General features: G+C 63.9%; 17 protein-coding genes. 9 read left to right on the top strand and 8 right to left on the bottom strand.

Annotated elements, in window-relative coordinates; genetic code table 11:
• Positions 1-139: 139 nt before the first annotated feature.
• From FJ930_RS06060 to FJ930_RS06050, 3 genes are read right to left on the bottom strand one after another with little or no spacing between them, the layout of a single operon-like run.
• A complete protein-coding gene (locus FJ930_RS06060; protein ID WP_141835906.1) occupies positions 140-556 on the bottom strand; it encodes a cupin domain-containing protein in 417 nt (138 codons plus the stop codon).
• Between the two features lie 4 nt (positions 557-560).
• A complete protein-coding gene (locus tag FJ930_RS06055; protein ID WP_141835903.1) occupies positions 561-1,424 on the bottom strand; it encodes a phosphoenolpyruvate hydrolase family protein in 864 nt (287 codons plus the stop codon).
• Positions 1,425-1,430: 6 nt separating this feature from the next.
• Positions 1,431-2,627 carry a Tm-1-like ATP-binding domain-containing protein gene (locus tag FJ930_RS06050; protein WP_141835900.1) on the bottom strand — a complete coding sequence of 399 codons (1,197 nt, stop codon included), beginning with the start codon at positions 2,625-2,627 and terminating at the stop codon, positions 1,431-1,433.
• A gap of 123 nt (positions 2,628-2,750) precedes the next feature.
• Between FJ930_RS06050 and FJ930_RS06045 the strand changes: the two genes are divergently transcribed.
• From FJ930_RS06045 to FJ930_RS06015, 7 genes are all read left to right on the top strand, one after another.
• Positions 2,751-3,434, top strand: coding sequence for a TetR/AcrR family transcriptional regulator (locus FJ930_RS06045; RefSeq protein ID WP_141835897.1), 684 nt, complete (start codon positions 2,751-2,753; stop codon positions 3,432-3,434).
• Positions 3,435-3,793: 359 nt separating this feature from the next.
• Positions 3,794-5,110, top strand: coding sequence for an extracellular solute-binding protein (locus tag FJ930_RS06040; RefSeq protein WP_140744969.1), 1,317 nt, complete (start codon positions 3,794-3,796; stop codon positions 5,108-5,110).
• Between the two features lie 65 nt (positions 5,111-5,175).
• The gene (locus FJ930_RS06035) at positions 5,176-6,081 is read left to right on the top strand and encodes a sugar ABC transporter permease (RefSeq protein ID WP_140764555.1); all 906 of its coding nucleotides are present in this window, start codon (positions 5,176-5,178) and stop codon (positions 6,079-6,081) included.
• 3 nt (positions 6,082-6,084) lie between these two features.
• Positions 6,085-7,041 carry a carbohydrate ABC transporter permease gene (locus FJ930_RS06030; protein WP_140609328.1) on the top strand — a complete coding sequence of 319 codons (957 nt, stop codon included), beginning with the start codon at positions 6,085-6,087 and terminating at the stop codon, positions 7,039-7,041.
• Positions 7,038-7,256, top strand: coding sequence for a hypothetical protein (locus tag FJ930_RS06025; RefSeq protein ID WP_140744967.1), 219 nt, complete (start codon positions 7,038-7,040; stop codon positions 7,254-7,256). Before FJ930_RS06030 ends, FJ930_RS06025 begins: the two co-directional genes overlap by 4 nt.
• Complete coding sequence (locus FJ930_RS06020) at positions 7,256-8,359, top strand: ABC transporter ATP-binding protein (protein WP_141835894.1); 1,104 nt, start codon at positions 7,256-7,258, stop codon at positions 8,357-8,359. Before FJ930_RS06025 ends, FJ930_RS06020 begins: the two co-directional genes overlap by 1 nt.
• Positions 8,359-9,462: an ABC transporter ATP-binding protein gene (locus FJ930_RS06015; RefSeq protein ID WP_141835891.1), complete on the top strand. Its 1,104-nt coding sequence runs from the start codon at positions 8,359-8,361 to the stop codon at positions 9,460-9,462. Before FJ930_RS06020 ends, FJ930_RS06015 begins: the two co-directional genes overlap by 1 nt.
• Before the next feature lie 36 nt (positions 9,463-9,498).
• On the opposite strand, the gene FJ930_RS06010 is transcribed toward FJ930_RS06015, so the two are convergent.
• Positions 9,499-10,485, bottom strand: a complete 987-nt coding sequence (locus tag FJ930_RS06010; protein WP_141835888.1) for an AraC family transcriptional regulator — start codon at positions 10,483-10,485, stop codon at positions 9,499-9,501.
• A gap of 182 nt (positions 10,486-10,667) precedes the next feature.
• Between FJ930_RS06010 and FJ930_RS06005 the strand changes: the two genes are divergently transcribed.
• Positions 10,668-11,882, top strand: a complete 1,215-nt coding sequence (locus FJ930_RS06005) for an MFS transporter (RefSeq protein WP_141835885.1) — start codon at positions 10,668-10,670, stop codon at positions 11,880-11,882.
• A gap of 127 nt (positions 11,883-12,009) precedes the next feature.
• Here the strand turns inward: FJ930_RS06005 and FJ930_RS06000 are convergent, their stop codons facing one another.
• Positions 12,010-12,357, bottom strand: a complete 348-nt coding sequence (locus FJ930_RS06000; RefSeq protein ID WP_141835882.1) for a GFA family protein — start codon at positions 12,355-12,357, stop codon at positions 12,010-12,012.
• 120 nt (positions 12,358-12,477) lie between these two features.
• Between FJ930_RS06000 and FJ930_RS05995 the strand changes: the two genes are divergently transcribed.
• A complete protein-coding gene (locus FJ930_RS05995) occupies positions 12,478-13,773 on the top strand; it encodes an amidase (RefSeq protein ID WP_141835879.1) in 1,296 nt (431 codons plus the stop codon).
• Between the two features lie 24 nt (positions 13,774-13,797).
• On the opposite strand, the gene FJ930_RS05990 is transcribed toward FJ930_RS05995, so the two are convergent.
• From FJ930_RS05990 to FJ930_RS05980, 3 genes are read right to left on the bottom strand one after another with little or no spacing between them, the layout of a single operon-like run.
• Positions 13,798-14,790, bottom strand: coding sequence for a hydroxyacid dehydrogenase (locus FJ930_RS05990; protein ID WP_246676813.1), 993 nt, complete (start codon positions 14,788-14,790; stop codon positions 13,798-13,800).
• Positions 14,791-14,792: 2 nt separating this feature from the next.
• Positions 14,793-15,512 (bottom strand): FadR/GntR family transcriptional regulator, encoded by a 720-nt coding sequence (locus tag FJ930_RS05985; RefSeq protein ID WP_141835876.1) that lies wholly within the window; start codon positions 15,510-15,512, stop codon positions 14,793-14,795.
• A gap of 2 nt (positions 15,513-15,514) precedes the next feature.
• Positions 15,515-16,684, bottom strand: a complete 1,170-nt coding sequence (locus FJ930_RS05980) for a mandelate racemase/muconate lactonizing enzyme family protein (RefSeq protein WP_141835873.1) — start codon at positions 16,682-16,684, stop codon at positions 15,515-15,517.
• Positions 16,685-16,733: the final 49 nt, after the last annotated feature.

Here is a 16,733-nt window from a genome sequence, read left to right as displayed (position 1 = left end):
CGCTGTCGCGAACGGTTTCGCCAATCGCTAGCATTGCAGAATAAGCGCCGAGGTTGCGACAGCTCCTTCTCCCCGTCGCTATACGGGGAGAAATGTCCGGCAGGACAATGAGGGGCGGCGCTACCCCAGAATAAGTTCATCACCGTCCCGCCGGCAGCAGCCTGAAATCCGGCAGATCCCGCAGCGCCAATTCCGGACCTGCCGGCGAGTAGACGACGAACAATTGCATCGGACCATCGCCTGTGTTCAGCGTCGAATGGAACCGGCTTTCCGGCACGTAGATGGTGCAGCCAGGGCCGATTTTCGCCACCACCGGGTTGCCTTGCTCGTCCTCGACCATCTGTTCGCCATGGCCCGAGACGACGAAGATGATTTCTTCCGCGCCCGGATGGTTGTGGCGTGCGTGGCCCTTGCCCGATGGCAGGTCGACGACGCCGCCGGAAAAGCGGGTTGCGCCGTTCACCTCCGGAGCAACCGTCAGCGACAGTTTTCCCCAGTCGAAACCGAAGGCGCTGACATCCTTCGGGTAGACAAACACCTTGCTCCTGTCGGTCATAGTCTCATCCCTTCTTCTTCTTCGCGGTCTTTTCGCTTCCGAGCGTCACCGCCTTGAAATCGGCGGTCTGCCGGGCGATCGCGGCTTCCGCCGGCAGCCGCTCCATCGAACTGGCGCCATAGAAGCCGTGCAGGCCCTTGGCACGGGAGAGGATGTAGCGGGCGTCGTCCGGCATCGAGATCGGGCCGCCATGGCAAAGCAGGATGACGTCCTTGCGCACCGTGCGTGCGGCCTCGGCGATAGCGTCGATCGCGACGACGCAGTCATCGAGCGACTTGGCCGAGGTGGCGCCGATCGAGCCACCAGTGGTGACGCCCATATGGGCGACGACGATATCGGCGCCGGCCTTGGTCATGGCGCGCGCCTCGTCGGGATTGAAGACATAGGGTGTGGTGAGCAGATCGAGCTTGTGCGCCTCGGCGATCATGTCGACCTCGAGCCCGAAGCCCATGCCGGTCTCCTCGAAGCTCTGCCGCATGGTGCCGTCGAACAGGCCGATGGTCGGAAAATTCTGTACGCCGGAAAAGCCCATTGTCTTCAGCTCGGCCAACAGCAGCGGCATGATGACGAACGGATCGGTGCCGTTGACGCCGGCCAGCACCGGTGTGCGCTTGACCACCGGCAGCACCTCATAGGCCATTTCCTTGACGATCTCGTTGGCATTGCCATAGGCGAGCAGCCCGGCGGCCGAGCCGCGTCCAGCCATGCGGTAGCGGCCGGAATTGTAGATGATGATCAGGTCGATGCCGCCGGCCTCCTCGGCCTTGGCCGACAGGCCAGTGCCGGCGCCGCCGCCGACGATCGGCACGCCCTCGGCGATCATCTTGCGGAATTTCTCCAGGATATTCTTGCGCGGGATGGCGGCCATCGGGTCTCACTTCTTGGCGATGTCGAGAAAAGCCGCGACCGCGGCTTTGGCGAATTTGGGGTCGTTGATGTGCAGCGGCAGGCGCGTCACCGTGCGCGTTCCGTTCGGCATGATGGTGCGCTCGATGGCCTCGAAAAGCGCCGCATCGGCCTTCGGGTCGAAGAAGGCGCCGCCTTCGATGTCGAGCGCCGAGACGCCTTTTTCCGGAATCAGGAAGCGGATCGGACCTTCGCAACGCGCCAAGCGGCCGCCGATCCATTCGCCGATCTGGCGGCATTCCTCAACGGTAGTTCGCATCAGCGTGACGTTAGGATTGTGCTCGTAGAACAGCCGCGCGCGATGGCGCTCAGGAATTGTCGCCGGCGCCCAGAAATTGACCATGTCGAGCGCGCCGACCGAGCCGACATAGGGCAGCTCCGTGCGGACAATGGCGCCGAAGCGGTCCTCCGTTGCTGGCAACACGCCGCCGAACAGCAAATCGCAGACCTCGGTCGTGGTGATGTCGATGACGCCCGCCAGCAGGCCGCTGTCGGCCAGCTTCTCCATCGAGCGGCCGCCGGTGCCTGTAGCGTGGAAGACCATGCAGTCGTAAGTGGCGCGCAACTGCTCGGCGATGGCAGTCACGCAGGGCGTGGTGACACCGAACATGGTCAGCCCGATCGACGGCTTGCCGTCGGGTGGAGGCGCCGGCCTGGCCGCCATGCCTGCGATCGCCTGGGCCGCATTGTGCAGCACGGTGCGGGACAGCCGGTTCAGCCCGGCCATGTCTGTCACCGATGGCATCATGATGATGTCGGAAACATCGACGTAAGGGGCTGTGTCGCCGGAGGCGAGCGTCGAGACCATGATCTTGGGCAGGCCGAGCGGCAGCGCGCGCATGCCCGAGGTGATGATCGAGGTGCCACCGCCACCGCCAATGCCGACCACGGCTGATATGTCGCTTCGTGACTGGATGAAGCGGGCGAAGGCAACGCCCATGGCTGCCACCGCGGCACCTCGATCATTGCCGCCGAGCACGGCTTCGGTGCCGGCGGGATGATGGCCGGCAATTTCCTTGGCGGTGATGTCGACCGATATCGTCGCGTCGCGCGTTCCGACATCGACCCGGGAAACGGCAACGCCGCTGGCCGCGATCGTGTCGGCCAGGAAGGCGAGCTCCTCGCCCTTGGTGTCAGCGGTGCCCACGACATAGATGCGTTTCATGGGCGACCCTCTGTGTTGGTTGGCCCGGCGGCGGCACTGTTCAGTGGATGAAGACCCTTGGCGTTTTACGGCGCCGTGACAAAGCGTCGTTGCAAATTTTTGAGACGCGCGTATCATATTGATATGGGTATCTCACGTCAACAAGCAACGACGGACGATGACGCAGGCGAGAGGGCCGAGCGTGGACCCCGGGCGCGCACCAAACGGCTGATGCTGGAGACGGCGACGAGGCTTATGCAGGCGGGTGCCACGCCGTCGGTCAGCGAAGTTGCCGAGGCGGCTGAGGTATCCCGCGCCACCGCCTATCGCTATTTCCCGAGCCAGGCGGCACTCGTGCAGGCCGTCGTCGACGAGGGGTTGGGCCCAATCCTGACCTGGCAATCGACCTCCGACGATGCCGAGCGCCGGGTCGCCGACCTGTTCGACAACGCCATGCCACGCATCGAGGCCTTCGAAGCAACGTTCAAGGCGGCGCTGAAACTGTCGCTCGATCAGTGGGCGAGGCGCCAGGCAGGGACACTTGGCGGCGAACCGGCCTTCACGCGCGGCCATCGCGTCGACCTGCTGAAGGAAGCGATCGCCCCGCTCAAGGGCCGGTTGCCGCCGCGCGACTTCAACCGGCTGGCGCAGGCGCTGTCGCTGATCTTCGGCGTCGAGGTGCTGATCGTGCTCAAGGATATCTGGGGGCTGGACAGCCGCGGGACGAGGTTCGTGGCGCAATGGGCGGCGGGTGCGCTGGTGCGCGCGGCGGTGGCGGAATCGATAGACGGCGGGGATGGTGCCAATACGGCGGCAGTGGTGAAATAGACTATATCTGGTTCGACCAGATTTGCATGCCGACTATTGATCGTAATTGCAGTGCCGGGCTTCAAACAAGGCCCCTGCGTATCAGTGAGTAGGAAAATCATGAGAAAACAGGCAGATAAAGCTGTAATTCGATCGCGACGATCCGATCTGGCTCCCAAGAAAGGGCTTGACGAGGGTGCAAAATTGGTAATACCAGATCAGAAAAGAAAAGTGGATCAAAAGTGAGGGCTTCGATTCATTTTCCGGCAGGGCGAGGAGGCCCGGAACCGGAAAGGTGCGATCAAGGGAGGAACTACCAGGGCCGGCTCCGTCGTCGGTTCGCATGACAGGGTAGAATGCGCACAAGGGAGGAAATCATTATGCGCAAGTTAGTGACCAGCGTGCTTGCTGGTATCGGCCTGACGCTTGCCTACGGAACGTCCGTCCACGCGCAGGACAAGGAACTCACCATTTTCTGGGCGGAATGGGATCCTGCGAACTATCTGCAGGAGCTCGTCAACGACTATACGGCCGAGACCGGCGTGAAGGTCACGGTGCAGACCACGCCATGGCCCGATTTCCAAACCAAGGCTTTCACCGAGTTCAACGCGCATGGCGACGCTTACGATCTGGTCGTCGGTGACTCGCAATGGCTGGGCGCCGGTTCGACGCAGGGCCATTATGTCGACCTGACCGACTTCTTCAACCAGCACAAGCTCACCGACGTGATGGCGCCCGCGACCATCAAGTATTACGCCGAATACCCTGGCGGTTCCGGCAAATACTGGGCGATCCCGCTGGAAGGGGATGCGATCGGCTGGTCCTATCGCAAGGACTGGTTCGAGGACCCAAAGGAGAAGGCAGCCTTCAAGGCGAAGTACGGTTACGACCTCGATGTGCCGAAAACCTATGCGCAGTTGCGCGACATCGCCGAGTTCTTCCACCGTCCGGACCAGAAGCGGTACGGTGTCGCCATCTACACCGACAATTCCTATGACGCGATGGCGATGGGCGTTGAAAGCGCCATCTTCAGCTACGGCGGCGATCTCGGCGACTATGCAAGTTACAAGGTCGACGGCATCACCAATTCGAAACAGGCCGCCGCTGGCCTCGAAATGTACAAGGACCTCTACAAGTTCACGCCTCCCGGCTGGGGAAAAACCTTCTTCGTGGAGGACAACCAGGCAATCACCGGCGGTCTCGCCGCGATGAGCATGAACTTCTTCGCCTTCTTCCCCCCGCTGGTGAACAAGGCCACCAACCCCTACGCCGACGTTACGGGCTTCTTCGCCAACCCGGGCGGCCCGGACGGAAAGCGCTTTGCCGCTCTGGGCGGTCAGGGAGTTTCGGTCGTCTCGTATTCGAAGAACAAGGACGAGGCGATGAAGTTCCTGGAGTGGTTCATTAAGGACGACACCCAGAAGAAGTGGGCCGAGCTCGGCGGCTACACCTGCAGCCAGGCCGTGCTGAAGTCGGAAGCCTTTCAGAAGGCCACCCCCTACAACAAGGCGTTCTACGACACGATGTTCATGGTCAAGGACTTCTGGGCGACGCCTGAGTACGCCGAAGTGCTCGATCAGTTGAACCAGAACATCTATCCGTTCGTGGTCGGCGGGAAGGGCACCGCCCAGGAGGCGCTCGACAAGACCGCCGCCGACTGGAAGGCGACGTTCACCAAGTACAACCGCTACAAGTAAGCATCAAAGTCGGAATGCCGGAGGAGGGTTTCCCCTCCGGCATTCCTGTTTCAGGGAGACGATCATTGGCTTCGGTAGCCCTCACCCATCTTGATCCTGCTTCCAGGGCCGCCGCGCGGGGCTGGTCGGATCTGACCATCCGCAACATGTTCATCATCCCGACGCTGGCTTTCCTGATCGTTTTCAACATCTTCCCGCTGATCTATTCGCTGGGCTACTCCTTCACGAACTTCGCGGCGAATCGGAGCGAGCCGTGGCAGTTCGTCGGCCTGCAGAACTACCGCGAGCTGCTCAGCGACGACCACATCTGGTCGAACTTCGTCACTACGGCGAAGTACGTCATCGTTTCCGTGACCGGCCAGATGATCGTGGGCTTCGGCCTGGCCCTGCTGCTTAATCGCAGCTTTCCGATGAAAGGCTTGATCACCACACTGCTGCTTTTGCCGATGATGATGTCGGCGGCGGTCGTCGGCCTGTTCTGGCAGTTGCTGTACAGCCCATCCTGGGGGCCTATCAACTACGTCTTCGGCCTGGGCGACTTCGCCTGGCTTTCCAATCCCGACAGCGCTCTTTACGCCGTCGCGATCACCGACATCTGGATGTGGTCGCCCTTCGTCATGCTGCTCTCGCTTGCTGGCCTCTCGGCGGTGCCGCAGCATCTCTACGAGGCCGCCGCGATCGACCGCGCAGGTTGGTGGTACACCTTCACCCGCATCACCTTGCCGCTGGTCTCGCCGATCCTGCTGATCGCGCTGATCTTCCGCACGATGGAAGCCTTCAAGACCTTCGACATCGCCTACACGATGACAACCCAACCGACCGCCGAGCTCATCGCAATTCGGCTCTACAAGCAAGCCTTCCAGCAGTGGGACACCGGCAAGTCCTGCGCGCTGGCCTATATCGTGCTGATCATGGTGCTGGCCATCACCAATCTCTACGTGAAGTACCTCAACAAGGTGAAGGAACGCTAGCCGATGGCCGCCGTGCGTACCACCAGCGAGATCGCGCTCAACCGCATCGCCGTCGTCTCGGTGCTGATCGCGACGCTGATCTTCCTCGCGCCGATCTACTGGATCGCCTCCACGGCCTTCAAGCCGAAGGAACTGGCGATCACGGTGCCGCCCACCGTTCTTTTCCAGCCGGAGGTCACGCCATTCATCCGTCTGTTCACCAAGCGGGTACAGATGCAGAAGGCCGTCGACCCCCAAGTCTACGAGGCCGCGCCTTGGTGGGAAAAGCGCATCTACGACGGCGGCGAGCGGGTGCTGAAGGTCGGCAAGGATGTGCAGCTTTCGCAGTACCCCGACCGGTTCATGAACAGCCTTATCGTGGCGGTCATCAGCACGGTGCTTGCCGTCGGCATGGGAACCTTCACCGCCTACGGCTTCTCGCGCTTCAAGATTGCGGGCGAGGCGGATCTGCTCTTCTTCATCCTGTCGACACGCATGCTGCCGCCGGTGGTCGTGGCGATCCCGATGTTCCTGATGTACCGGGTCGTTGGCCTCAACGACTCGCATATCGGCCTGATCATCCTCTACGTCGCCTTCAACCTGTCCTTCTCGGTCTGGCTGATGAAGGGCTTCATGGACGAGATCCCGAAGGAGTATGAGGAGGCGGCGCTCGTCGACGGCTACACGCGCATGCAGGCCTTCTTCAAGATCGTGCTGCCGGAAGCCGCGACCGGTATCGCCGCCACCGCCGTATTCTGCTTCATCACCGCGTGGAACGAGTATGCCTTCGCGCTGATCATGACCAACCGGCGCGCGCAAACGGCGCCGCCTTTCATCCCCAGCCAGATCGGTTCCGGCTTGCCGGACTGGACCACGATCGCGGCGGGAACCTTCCTGTTCCTGCTGCCTGTCGCGATCTTCACCTTCCTGCTGCGCAACCACCTGCTTCGCGGCGTGACCTTCGGAGCGATCCGCAAATGAGTTTTCGCGCCGTCAACGAGAAGTACCTGCTGCCGGCCTCGCAGATACTCATGGTGCTGGGCATCGTCGCGCTCTGCCAGCCGTGGAGTCTCGGCCTGCATTCCTACGGTGTGACGATCATCCTGATCGGGCTGATCGGCTTCAACATCACGTCGAAGATTGCACCGGCTCGCAGCGAGAAAACCGGCGCCACGGCGCATGAGGGAGCCCGGTAGTGACGCAGATCGAACTTCGCGGCATCGAGAAATTCTTCGGCGCCGTTCAGGTCATCCACAATTTGAACCTCGCCATCGCCGACAACGAGTTCATCGTGCTGCTCGGCCAGTCGGGTTGCGGCAAGACAACGACGCTGCGCGCCATAGCGGGGCTCGAGACGATCGACCAGGGCGACATCCTGATCGACGGCAAGGCAGTGCAGCACCTCAGGGCAGCCGACCGCGACATCGCCATGGTGTTCCAATCGTTTTCGCTCTACCCGCATATGACGGTCTTCGAAAACATCGCCTTTCCGCTACGTGCAACGCGCATGGGCAGCGGCGAGGTGGACAAGTCGGTTCGCGAGGTCGCCCGGGTCCTGCGCATCACCGATCTGCTCGGCAAGAAGCCGTCGGCGCTCTCCGGAGGCGACATGCAGCGCGTGGCCATCGGCCGGGCCCTGGTGCGGCGGCCGAAGGCGATGCTGATGGATGAGCCGATCGGCGCGCTCGACGCCAAGCTGCGCGAGGAGATGCGGGCCGAGATCAAGCGGCTGCACGTCAAGCAGGGTTCGACCACGATCTATGTCACCCATGACCAGATCGAAGCGATGAGCCTGGCCGATCGCATCGTCATCATGCATGAGGGTTTCATCCAGCAGGTCGGCACTCCAGACGAGGTCTATTCGCATCCCGCCAATCTGTTCGTGGCGCAATTCGTCGGCAGCCCGGTGATGAATGTCGCCGACGCGGCGGTGGCCGGGAAAGCCTCTTTCGCATCGGTTATCGTCGGCGACGCGACCACCGGTTTCGAGTTTCCCAGCGCCTTGCTGTCGAAGCTCAACGGCCATGCCGGTGGGCAGTTGGCACTTGGCATCCGGCCGGAAGGCGTGCTCATCCGCCGTGACGCGGCCGACGGCTTCATGGCCGTCGAGACGCAGATCGTCGAACCGCTCGGCTCCTTCGATATCGTCGATCTCAAAGTCGGTTCAAAGATGCTGCGAGCCCGCACCAAGAGCGGCTTCGTAAGCGGGCCAGGCGAGAAGGTGTTCGCCCGGATCGATCCGACGCAGGCGCATTTCTTCGACAAGGCAAGCGGCAAGTCGCTTGAGGTGAGGCTCTGATGGCCTATATCCAGCTCAAGAACATCTCCAAGAGTTTCGGCAACCACACGGCGCTCACCGGGCTCGATCTCGACATCGCCGATGGCGAGTTCTTCGTCCTGCTCGGCGAGACGGGCGCCGGCAAGACGACGACGCTGCGGCTGATCGCCGGCCTGGAAAAACCCAGCGAGGGGCAGGTGTTCATCGACGGCGTCGACGTTGCGGACTGGGGCGCGGCCGAGCGCGACGTGGCGCTGGTGCTGCAGCAATATTCGCTTTATCCGCGCTACACGGTGCGGGAGAACCTCGAATTTCCGCTGAAGCCGAAGATCCGCCGGCTGCCCGACGCCGAGATCAAGGATCGTGTCGATCGTGCGGCGCGCACGCTGCGGATTGAGCACCTGCTCGACCGCAAGACCGATCGTCTGTCCGGCGGCGAGATGCAGCGCGTCTCGATCGGCCGCGCCATCGTGCGCAAGCCGCGCGTGTTCCTGATGGACGAGCCGCTGTCGGCGCTCGACGCCAAGCTGCGCGAGGCGCTGCGCACCGAGCTGAAAAACCTGCAGATGCAACTCGGCGCCACATTCCTGTTCGTCACCCACGATCAAATCGAGGCGATGTCGATGGGCGACAAGGTCGGCGTCCTGAACCACGGCCGGATCGTGCAGACCGGCACGCCGCACGAGATCTACAACAATCCGCGCGATACCTATGTGGCGAGCTTCGTCGGCTCGCCGCCGATGAACCTCATCGACGGCAGGCTGGTGAATGGCCGCGCGGTGATGGCACCGTTGAATTTCGAACTGCCCTTTTCGGGGGGAGCCAAGGCTTTTCCGGGAAACAAGGCGAGTGCGGCGACAGATGGTCGCCCGCTCGTCTTCGGCATCCGTCCCGAGGACGTCTATCTGGAGGGCGGTGCGCCAGTCGAGGCGCGTGTCCACGACGTCGAGAACCACGGCGTCGAGAAGATCCTGACACTGCGCGTCGGAGAGGCGATGCTGCGCGCCACGGTGCCGGCCAGGACCGATGTCGCCATCGAGCAGCCGGTGCGCTTTGCCTGGAACCCGGACAAGGTGGTGCTGTTCGACAAGGACAGCGGCGTCAGCCTGCGGCATGCCTCATAGGTGTTGCTTCGTTCGAGGGGCGCGGGACAGGAAAGGTCAATTGGCCCGACGGATCTCTGCCTGCTCCTCGGCACGGAAATGGCTGGGCGCCGAGCCGATGACGCGCTTGAAGGCACGGCTGAAGGCGGCGTCCGATTCATAGCCGAGACGGGCGGCAACGACTGATATTTTCATGCGGTCGCGGACCAGCCACTGCCTCGCCTGATGCATTCGGACCTGGGTAACGTATTTTGCGGGCGTCTCGCCGACGATCGTGGCGAAACGCTCGGCAAAGCCCGAGCGCGAGGTGCCCATCATCCTGGCCAGCGCCTCGACCGTCCAGTCATGGTCCGGCTCGAGATGAATGGCGGCCAGCACGCGGCCGATATCGCGGTCCCGGACCGCCGCGATCCAGCCGGAGGAGTCGCCGCAGCCACGCTCGACCCATGAGCGGATGACTGTCGCGGCAAGCACGTCGGCCAGCCGCGCCAGAATGCCGCCGGAGCCCACGCGTTCCATCGTGACTTCGCGCGCCATCGATTCGAGAAGATGCGGAATGCCCGGCTCATAGGCTTCCAGTTCGTGCGTTCGCATCACGTCCGGCATCATGCCGAGCAGGGGATGCAAGCCGTCGAGGTTGAAATACATGCTGGCGCAGAACAACAGCGTTCCCGGCCGGCAATTCCTGTCGCACATCTCCGCGTTCGACGTGCAGTAGACGTCCTTGCAGACTTCCTCGAGCTCGTAGCCATGGATCGGCCAGGTCTGCGCACCGGGTTCGCTGGCGAGCAAATGGGCCTCACCGCGCGGCAAAAGCACCGCATCGCCGGCATTGAGCCGCACCCACTCGCCGGAGGGCTGCTTCAGCCAGCAGCCCTTGCGGCCGATGAAATGAAACCGCGCCCCGGGCCGAGCCGGGAACTGGATACCCCACGGCTCCTTCATTTCGCAGCGGCCATACTCGACACCATCGAGGCGCAGGCCGCGCAATATGTCTGTCAGCGGGTCGCCGGTGACCGGAATTTTGGACGAACGGTCAAACATAATGGTGTTTCTAGCATGGAAACTCCAACCGGTCACTCCTTATGTTGCAGTGCAGCTTGATATTGCGCCGCAAACAAATGGAAGACCGGCCCCTAGCCAAGCCCTGACGGCGAGGCATGTAACGGGTGGAGCCCCAGCCGGCCGTTTCCTATGTGGCGCTGCCAACAGATCGGAGACCGAGCATGGCCGAACCCGCGACAGGCGTCATCGACGCCGCACTTCTCAATCCCGCAGAATCCGATGAACGAACCGAGCCGGCGTGGGGTGCCGTGGTTTCGCTCGCGCTTGGCGTTTTCGGCCTCGTCACCGCCGAATTCCTGCCCGCCAGCCTGCTGACGCCGATGGCACGCGATCTCGGGGTGAGCGAAGGTATCGCCGGCCAGGCGGTGACGGCAACCGCCATCGTCGGCGCCATCGCCGCGCCCACCATGGCCATCGTCACAAGGCGCATGGATCGCAGGCTGGTGATGTGGATGCTGACGGCGTTCCTCATTCTGTCCAACCTTCTGGCCACCTTCGCTTCATCGCTGCCCATGCTTCTGCTCGCCCGCGTGGTGCTCGGCGTTGCGCTCGGCGGCTTCTGGGCGATGTCGGCGGCGATGGCGTTGCGGCTGGTTCCGATGCGGCTGATGCCACGCGCCATGTCGATCATCCTGATCGGCGTTTCGCTTGCCACCGTCACCGCCGCCCCGGTCGGCGCCTATGTCGGCGACATCTGGGGATGGCGCACGGCGTTCATGATCGCGACCGTCGTCGGTGCGTTGGCGCTGCTGGTGCAGCTGGCCACCATTCCGAAGCTGCCGCCGGTGGGCGTCGCGAGCTTCCGCACCTTGCTCGAGGTGCTGGAGCGGCCGTCGATCCGGGTGGCCCTGCTGGTCGTGCTGCTGGTCGCGTCCGGGCACTTTGCCGGCTTCACCTATGTCCGCCCTTTCCTTGAAAAGGTGCCGGTGCTCGACATCGAGACGATCTCGCTGGTGCTGCTGGCTTATGGCGTTGGCGGTTTCTTCGGCAATATCGCCGGCGGCATCCTGGCCGAACGCAGCCTCAAGACCGCCGTGGCGCTGGCGCCCTTGCTGATTGCCCTGGCGGCCGCTTCGATGCTGATCTTCGGCGCTTCGCCGACGATCGCCGCCGCCGCCGTCGCTGCCTGGGGCTTTGCCTTCGGCGCTGTCCCGGTCGGGCTGCAGAGCTGGCTGGTGCGGGCCGCGCCCGATCAGGCTGAAAGCGCCGGCGGCCTGATGGTGGCGACCTTCCAGGTGGCGATTGCGATGGGCGCCGTCTTCGGCGGCCTGCTGGTCGACCATGCCGGCGTCGCCAGCGCCTTCGCCTATTGCGGCATCGCAACACTGCTGGCGGCGGTCCTCGTGTTCCTGCGCAGCCCGAAGCAGGCCGAATAGTGTCCGCCAACAGCCATTCCTGGCAGCGGCCCGAGAACCGTCACGGTTTTCGGGCCGTTGCCGTCGTGGTGGCGGCAACAAAGCGGGTTGCGGCGCCGGATCGTTCCCGCCGGAACGAGCGAGAGGCTCAGGCCGACCGACCGTCGAAGTCGAAGATCGACAGAACGGAAATGTCGATACCCTCGACACAGTTGAGGTTGACGTAGGCGCTGCGTTGATCGCCTTCGCGGACATCCTCCGCGAAAGGGTGGATGCCGCAGGTGCGGCAGAAACGGTGCGCGATGGCATGATTGCCGAATGTGTAGGTGCCCAGGTCGTCGCCCCAGGCGAGGACTGTCAGGCTTTCATGCGGGACAGCGCACAGGAGGGCGCCCTTGCGCGAGCAGATCGAACAATTGCACCGCACGACACCGGTCAGCTTTGCCTTGAATTCGAAGGCGACCTTACCGCAGTGACAGCTGCCTCTGTAGAGCATCGTTTCTTCCTCGTATCCGACAGGAGTGCAAAATCGCCTTCGCCGGGTTAAGTCTCGGCAAGCCATGCAACTGGCTTCTCATCTTAAGACGTTCAGGCAGTCCGGAGTCCGACACCGACAATGCAATCCGTCCGGGATCATCTCGAAATTATTCTTGCGCGCCTTGCCGCCCGCGCCGGCGACGAACGCGTTTTCACGAGGATTTACGCGGAGCCGGCGCGCGCGGCGGCCGACGCCAGCGACGCCCGCAGCCGCGCCGGCGTGACGCTTGGACCGCTCGACGGGACGGTTGTCTCGATCAAGGATCTGTTCGATGTCGCCGGCGAGGCGACCACGGCCGGTTCGCTGATGCTCAGGACTGCCACGCCCGCTGTGCGCGATGCCGCCATCGTCAGCCGCCTGCGGCAGGCCGGCGCGGTGATCATCGGCAAAACCAACATGACCGAATTCGCCTTCACCGCGATCGGCGACAACATGCACTACGGCACGCCAGGCAATGCCGTCGACGCCAGCCGCATTCCGGGCGGTTCGTCGTCCGGCGCTGGCGTTTCCGTCGGCGAGGGAATGAGCGACATCTCCATCGGTTCCGACACTGGCGGCTCGATCCGCATTCCGGCGGCGCTCAACGGCGTCGTCGGCTTCAAGCCGACGGCACGGCGCGTGCCGCTTGCCGGTGCCTTTCCGCTGTCGAGCACTCTGGACTCGATCGGGCCGCTTGCCCGAACGGTCGCGCAATGTGCCGCTGCCGATGCGGTGATGGCCGGCGAGATGCCGAGCGAGCTGGCGGGCATTGCACTCGCCGGGCTCCGCGTTGGCATCCCGCGCGGCGTTCTTTTCGGGGACACGCAAGGCGAGGTTGCCGCGGCCTTCGAGCGTTGTCTTGGCAAGATCGAACGGGCTGGGGCGCGCATTGCGGACCTGTCGATCGACGACATGATCGCGGATTTGCGTGCGGCCACCAAGCGTGGCTCGATCGCCGCGATGGAAGGGGCTGAAGTGCATTCCGACTGGCTGGCGACGGGCGCATCGATGGCGGTCGACCCGCATGTCAGCGGGCCTTTGTCGCGGGCGGCAATGCTGCCGACTCCGGTCTACATCAGGGCACTGCGCCGCCGCGGCGCGCTCGCCGCCGCCATGGACGAGCGCCTGACGCCGGTCGATGTACTGGCCCTGCCAACCACGCCGGTGACGGCGCCGACGATCGTTTCCATGGCCGAGGATGCCGAACTGCGTGATCGTGTCGAGGGCCTGCTGCTGCGCAACACACAGGTCGCCAACCAGTTCGACCTCTGCGCGATTTCGCTGCCGATGCCTGACATGGCGCTGCCGGGCGGCCTGATGCTGGTTGCGCGCAACGGCCATGACCGGCATCTGCTGCGGATTGCTGCTGAAGTGGAGAGACTGCTGGGCGGCTGATCGGCAGGGCGAAACCGCGATACGCTATATGTCGGGCGGAAACCGCTGCCGGTAGCGGTCCACCACTTCCGGATTGCGCAGATTGACCGGCAGTTTGCCCGCCAGCACCAGCAAGGCCTCGCCCGCCGCGCCGATCCCCATGCGCATCATCGATTCCTCGGTGATCCCTGCCATATGCGGGGTGATGATGACGTTGTCGAAGCCAAAATAGGGATGATTTGGCGGCAGTGGCTGCGTTGAAAACACGTCGAGTGCGGCGCCGCCGATGCGGCGCTCCCGCAAGGCCTCGATCAGCGCGTCGTCGTCGACGACCGGTCCGCGCGAGACGTTGATCAGCAGCGCGTTGGGTTTCATGCGCGCGATGCGCTCGCGGCTGATCAGGCCGCGCGTCTCCGGCGTCAGCGGACAGCAGAGCACGATGATGTCGCTCTGCTCGACCAGCGCGTCGATCGACAGGAAGCCGACCTTCTCCGGCGCCGGCTGCATGCTGCGTGTCGTTGCCACCACCTTCAGGTCGAAGCCGTGCGCGGCGATATGGCCGACGGCCTGCCCGACCGCGCCAAGGCCGACGATGCCGATGGTCTTGCCGGCAAGCTCGACATTGGCGTTGGCATGCTCGCGTCCGGCAAGCCAGCCTTTGGCGCGCAGGTCGCGGTCGACCCTGCGGAATTGCCGCAGCAGCGCAAGAGCCGTGAACATGACATGCTCGGCCACCGAGCGCGCGTTGACCGCCGGCACGTTGGCCACCAGCACGCCGGCGCCGGTCGCCGCCTCCATCGGGATCATGTCGAGCCCGGCGCCATGGCGGATCGCCGCTCGCAGCTTCCAGGCGTCCTCGAAGAGCGCCGGCGGCAGCGGTGCGCGCACGATGACGATGTCGGCGTCCTTGGCCTCCCTGGTGAGAGTGCCGGGATCGAGCGCAGAAGCGATGACGAGTTGACCGGCGCCGGCGAGCCTGGCCGAAGCGCGCGGATGCAGCGGATGGGTCGACAGGATCTTCGGCACGGCCTGGCCCACGGTCAGGCTTTTTCGAGCGCCGGGCTCGCTGGCGCACCCGCCTTGCCGCCTTCGATCAGCCCCTTCCAGTAGCTTTCCGCGCCCTGCAGATGAGCGCTCATCAGCGCCTGGGCGAGATTGCCGTCGCGGCGCAGCAGGGCCTCATAGATCTGTACGTGCTCTGCATGCGAACGCACGCTGCGTTCGGGATCGTTGAAGTAGATCGGCAAGCGCTGTTCGCCCATCAGATAGTAGACGCTGCAGATGTTATGGAAGACGCCGTTCTTGGTGGCGCGCACGATCTCGAGGTGAAACTCGCGGTCCTCCTTGGCGAGGCCCTCGCCGGCGGCGATGCGCTCCTCGGAGGCCTTGAGGATCTCGCGCAGCCGTTCGAAATTCTCCTCGGTGGCGCGCGAGCAGGCAAGCTCGGCCGCCTTGATCTCGTGGATCTTGCGCAATTCGACCGTTTCATAGATCTGCAGGGGATCAAGCGGCAGGCCGGCGCGCGCAAACAGCGCCAGCGCCTCGACGCTCGCCTGCTTGGTATCGATATAGATACCGGATTTCGCCCGGCGCTCGACGATGCGCATGGCTTCGAGGATGGCCAGCGCCTCGCGGATCTGGCCGCGGCTGACGCCGAAATGCTCAGCCAGCTCACGTTCCGACGGTGTACGGCCCGTCTCGTTGTCGGAGTGGGAGAACAGATAGGCGGCGAGTTCCGCGAGAAGGTTCTTTTCTTTCATCGTCAATTGCGTTGCGCGTGCGCCTCCAGGAATCGCTCCGAAATGGTGAATCCCAGTCCGGGCTTTTCGGGGATCGCTATCATACCGTCCCTTGCTTCGACAGTCTCTTCGATCAGATCGTGGATCATCGGGTTGGCGCCGAGCGAATACTCGACCGTGAAACTCGACGGCGATGCGGCGCAGACATGCAGCCCGGCGAAGAAGCAGGGCGCGCCGGCCCATAGATGCGGTGCAAAGCGCAGGTTGAAGGCGCTGGCGATGGTGCCGATCTTCATCGCCTCGCTGATGCCGCCGCAGAAGGCGGGATCAGGCTGGAAGATGTCGGCGGCCTTGAGCATAGCGAGGTCGCGGAAGGCATAGCGCGTCGCCTCGCTCTCGCCGGTGGCGATCGGAACGGCGCCGGAGGCACGCACTTCCGCCAAGCCCGGCTTGTCGTCGGCGATGACAGGCTCCTCGAACCAGGCGAGATCGAGGTCGTTGACGAGATGGATGAAGCGCTTGGCCTCGGCCACCGTATAGGTGCCGTGGGCATCGACCATCAACTCGACATCGGGGCCGAGCGCCTGGCGGGCGGCGCGCACGCGGGCCGCAGAAATATGTGCGGCGCCATCCATGGCGCCGACCCGCATCTTCAGGGCCTTGAAGCCGCCCTGGGCGATGTAGGATTTCAACTGCTCGCCGATGGCATTGGCGGACGCCCAGCCGCCGGAAGCATAGGCCTGCATGCGATCGACCTTGCGTCCGCCGAGCAACCGCCAGACCGGTTGGCCGAGCGACTTGCCTAGAATATCCCAGAGCGCGATGTCGACGGCGCTGATGGCGGCGATGCTCATGCCGCGCCGCGCCAACTGCGGCATGGCGTGGCCGGCGCGGGCCGCACTGTCGTGGCGCACGCCATTATAGAGCATCTCCCAGATGATGCCGATGTCCGCCGGATCGCGGCCGATCAATTGCGGGCCGACTTCGTGGTTCAGCATATGGACGAGCGCGCCGTAGCTGCCGGCGCTGCCGGCGGCGTTCTTGCCTTCGCCCCAGCCAACCAGCCCGTCATCGGTCCCGATGCGCAGAACGGCGGCATCAAAGGTCGTCACCTGACCGAAGTCGCTGCGGTGCTGCCGCGCGGCTTCGATCGGGATGCGGACCCACCAGGCCTGGACGGTGTTGATGCGCATATTTTTCCCCAGCCCTGCCGCCGGTCGGGGCGGAAGGGCAAATTTCCCA

This window comes from Mesorhizobium sp. B2-4-15, assembly GCF_006658505.1.
GTDB lineage: Bacteria > Pseudomonadota > Alphaproteobacteria > Rhizobiales > Rhizobiaceae > Mesorhizobium.
Note: the sequence above shows the minus strand (reverse complement) of the source record. Positions and strands in the feature narration are given on the sequence as shown.

Excerpts from the sequence above, each read along its gene's own strand:
- FJ930_RS06050 (WP_141835900.1), bottom strand. The coding sequence starts at position 2,627 with ATGAAACGCATCTATGTCGTGGGCACCGCTGACACCAAGGGCGAGGAG.
- FJ930_RS06010 (WP_141835888.1), bottom strand. The coding sequence starts at position 10,485 with ATGTTTGACCGTTCGTCCAAAATTCCGGTCACCGGCGACCCGCTGACA.
- FJ930_RS06000 (WP_141835882.1), bottom strand. The coding sequence starts at position 12,357 with ATGCTCTACAGAGGCAGCTGTCACTGCGGTAAGGTCGCCTTCGAATTC.
- FJ930_RS06005 (WP_141835885.1), top strand. The coding sequence starts at position 10,668 with ATGGCCGAACCCGCGACAGGCGTCATCGACGCCGCACTTCTCAATCCC.
- FJ930_RS05980 (WP_141835873.1), bottom strand. The coding sequence starts at position 16,684 with ATGCGCATCAACACCGTCCAGGCCTGGTGGGTCCGCATCCCGATCGAA.
- FJ930_RS06045 (WP_141835897.1), top strand. The coding sequence starts at position 2,751 with ATGGGTATCTCACGTCAACAAGCAACGACGGACGATGACGCAGGCGAG.
- FJ930_RS06060 (WP_141835906.1), bottom strand. The coding sequence starts at position 556 with ATGACCGACAGGAGCAAGGTGTTTGTCTACCCGAAGGATGTCAGCGCC.
- FJ930_RS06030 (WP_140609328.1), top strand. The coding sequence starts at position 6,085 with ATGGCCGCCGTGCGTACCACCAGCGAGATCGCGCTCAACCGCATCGCC.
- FJ930_RS06055 (WP_141835903.1), bottom strand. The coding sequence starts at position 1,424 with ATGGCCGCCATCCCGCGCAAGAATATCCTGGAGAAATTCCGCAAGATG.
- FJ930_RS05985 (WP_141835876.1), bottom strand. The coding sequence starts at position 15,512 with ATGAAAGAAAAGAACCTTCTCGCGGAACTCGCCGCCTATCTGTTCTCC.
- FJ930_RS06015 (WP_141835891.1), top strand. The coding sequence starts at position 8,359 with ATGGCCTATATCCAGCTCAAGAACATCTCCAAGAGTTTCGGCAACCAC.
- FJ930_RS06040 (WP_140744969.1), top strand. The coding sequence starts at position 3,794 with ATGCGCAAGTTAGTGACCAGCGTGCTTGCTGGTATCGGCCTGACGCTT.
- FJ930_RS05995 (WP_141835879.1), top strand. The coding sequence starts at position 12,478 with ATGCAATCCGTCCGGGATCATCTCGAAATTATTCTTGCGCGCCTTGCC.
- FJ930_RS06025 (WP_140744967.1), top strand. The coding sequence starts at position 7,038 with ATGAGTTTTCGCGCCGTCAACGAGAAGTACCTGCTGCCGGCCTCGCAG.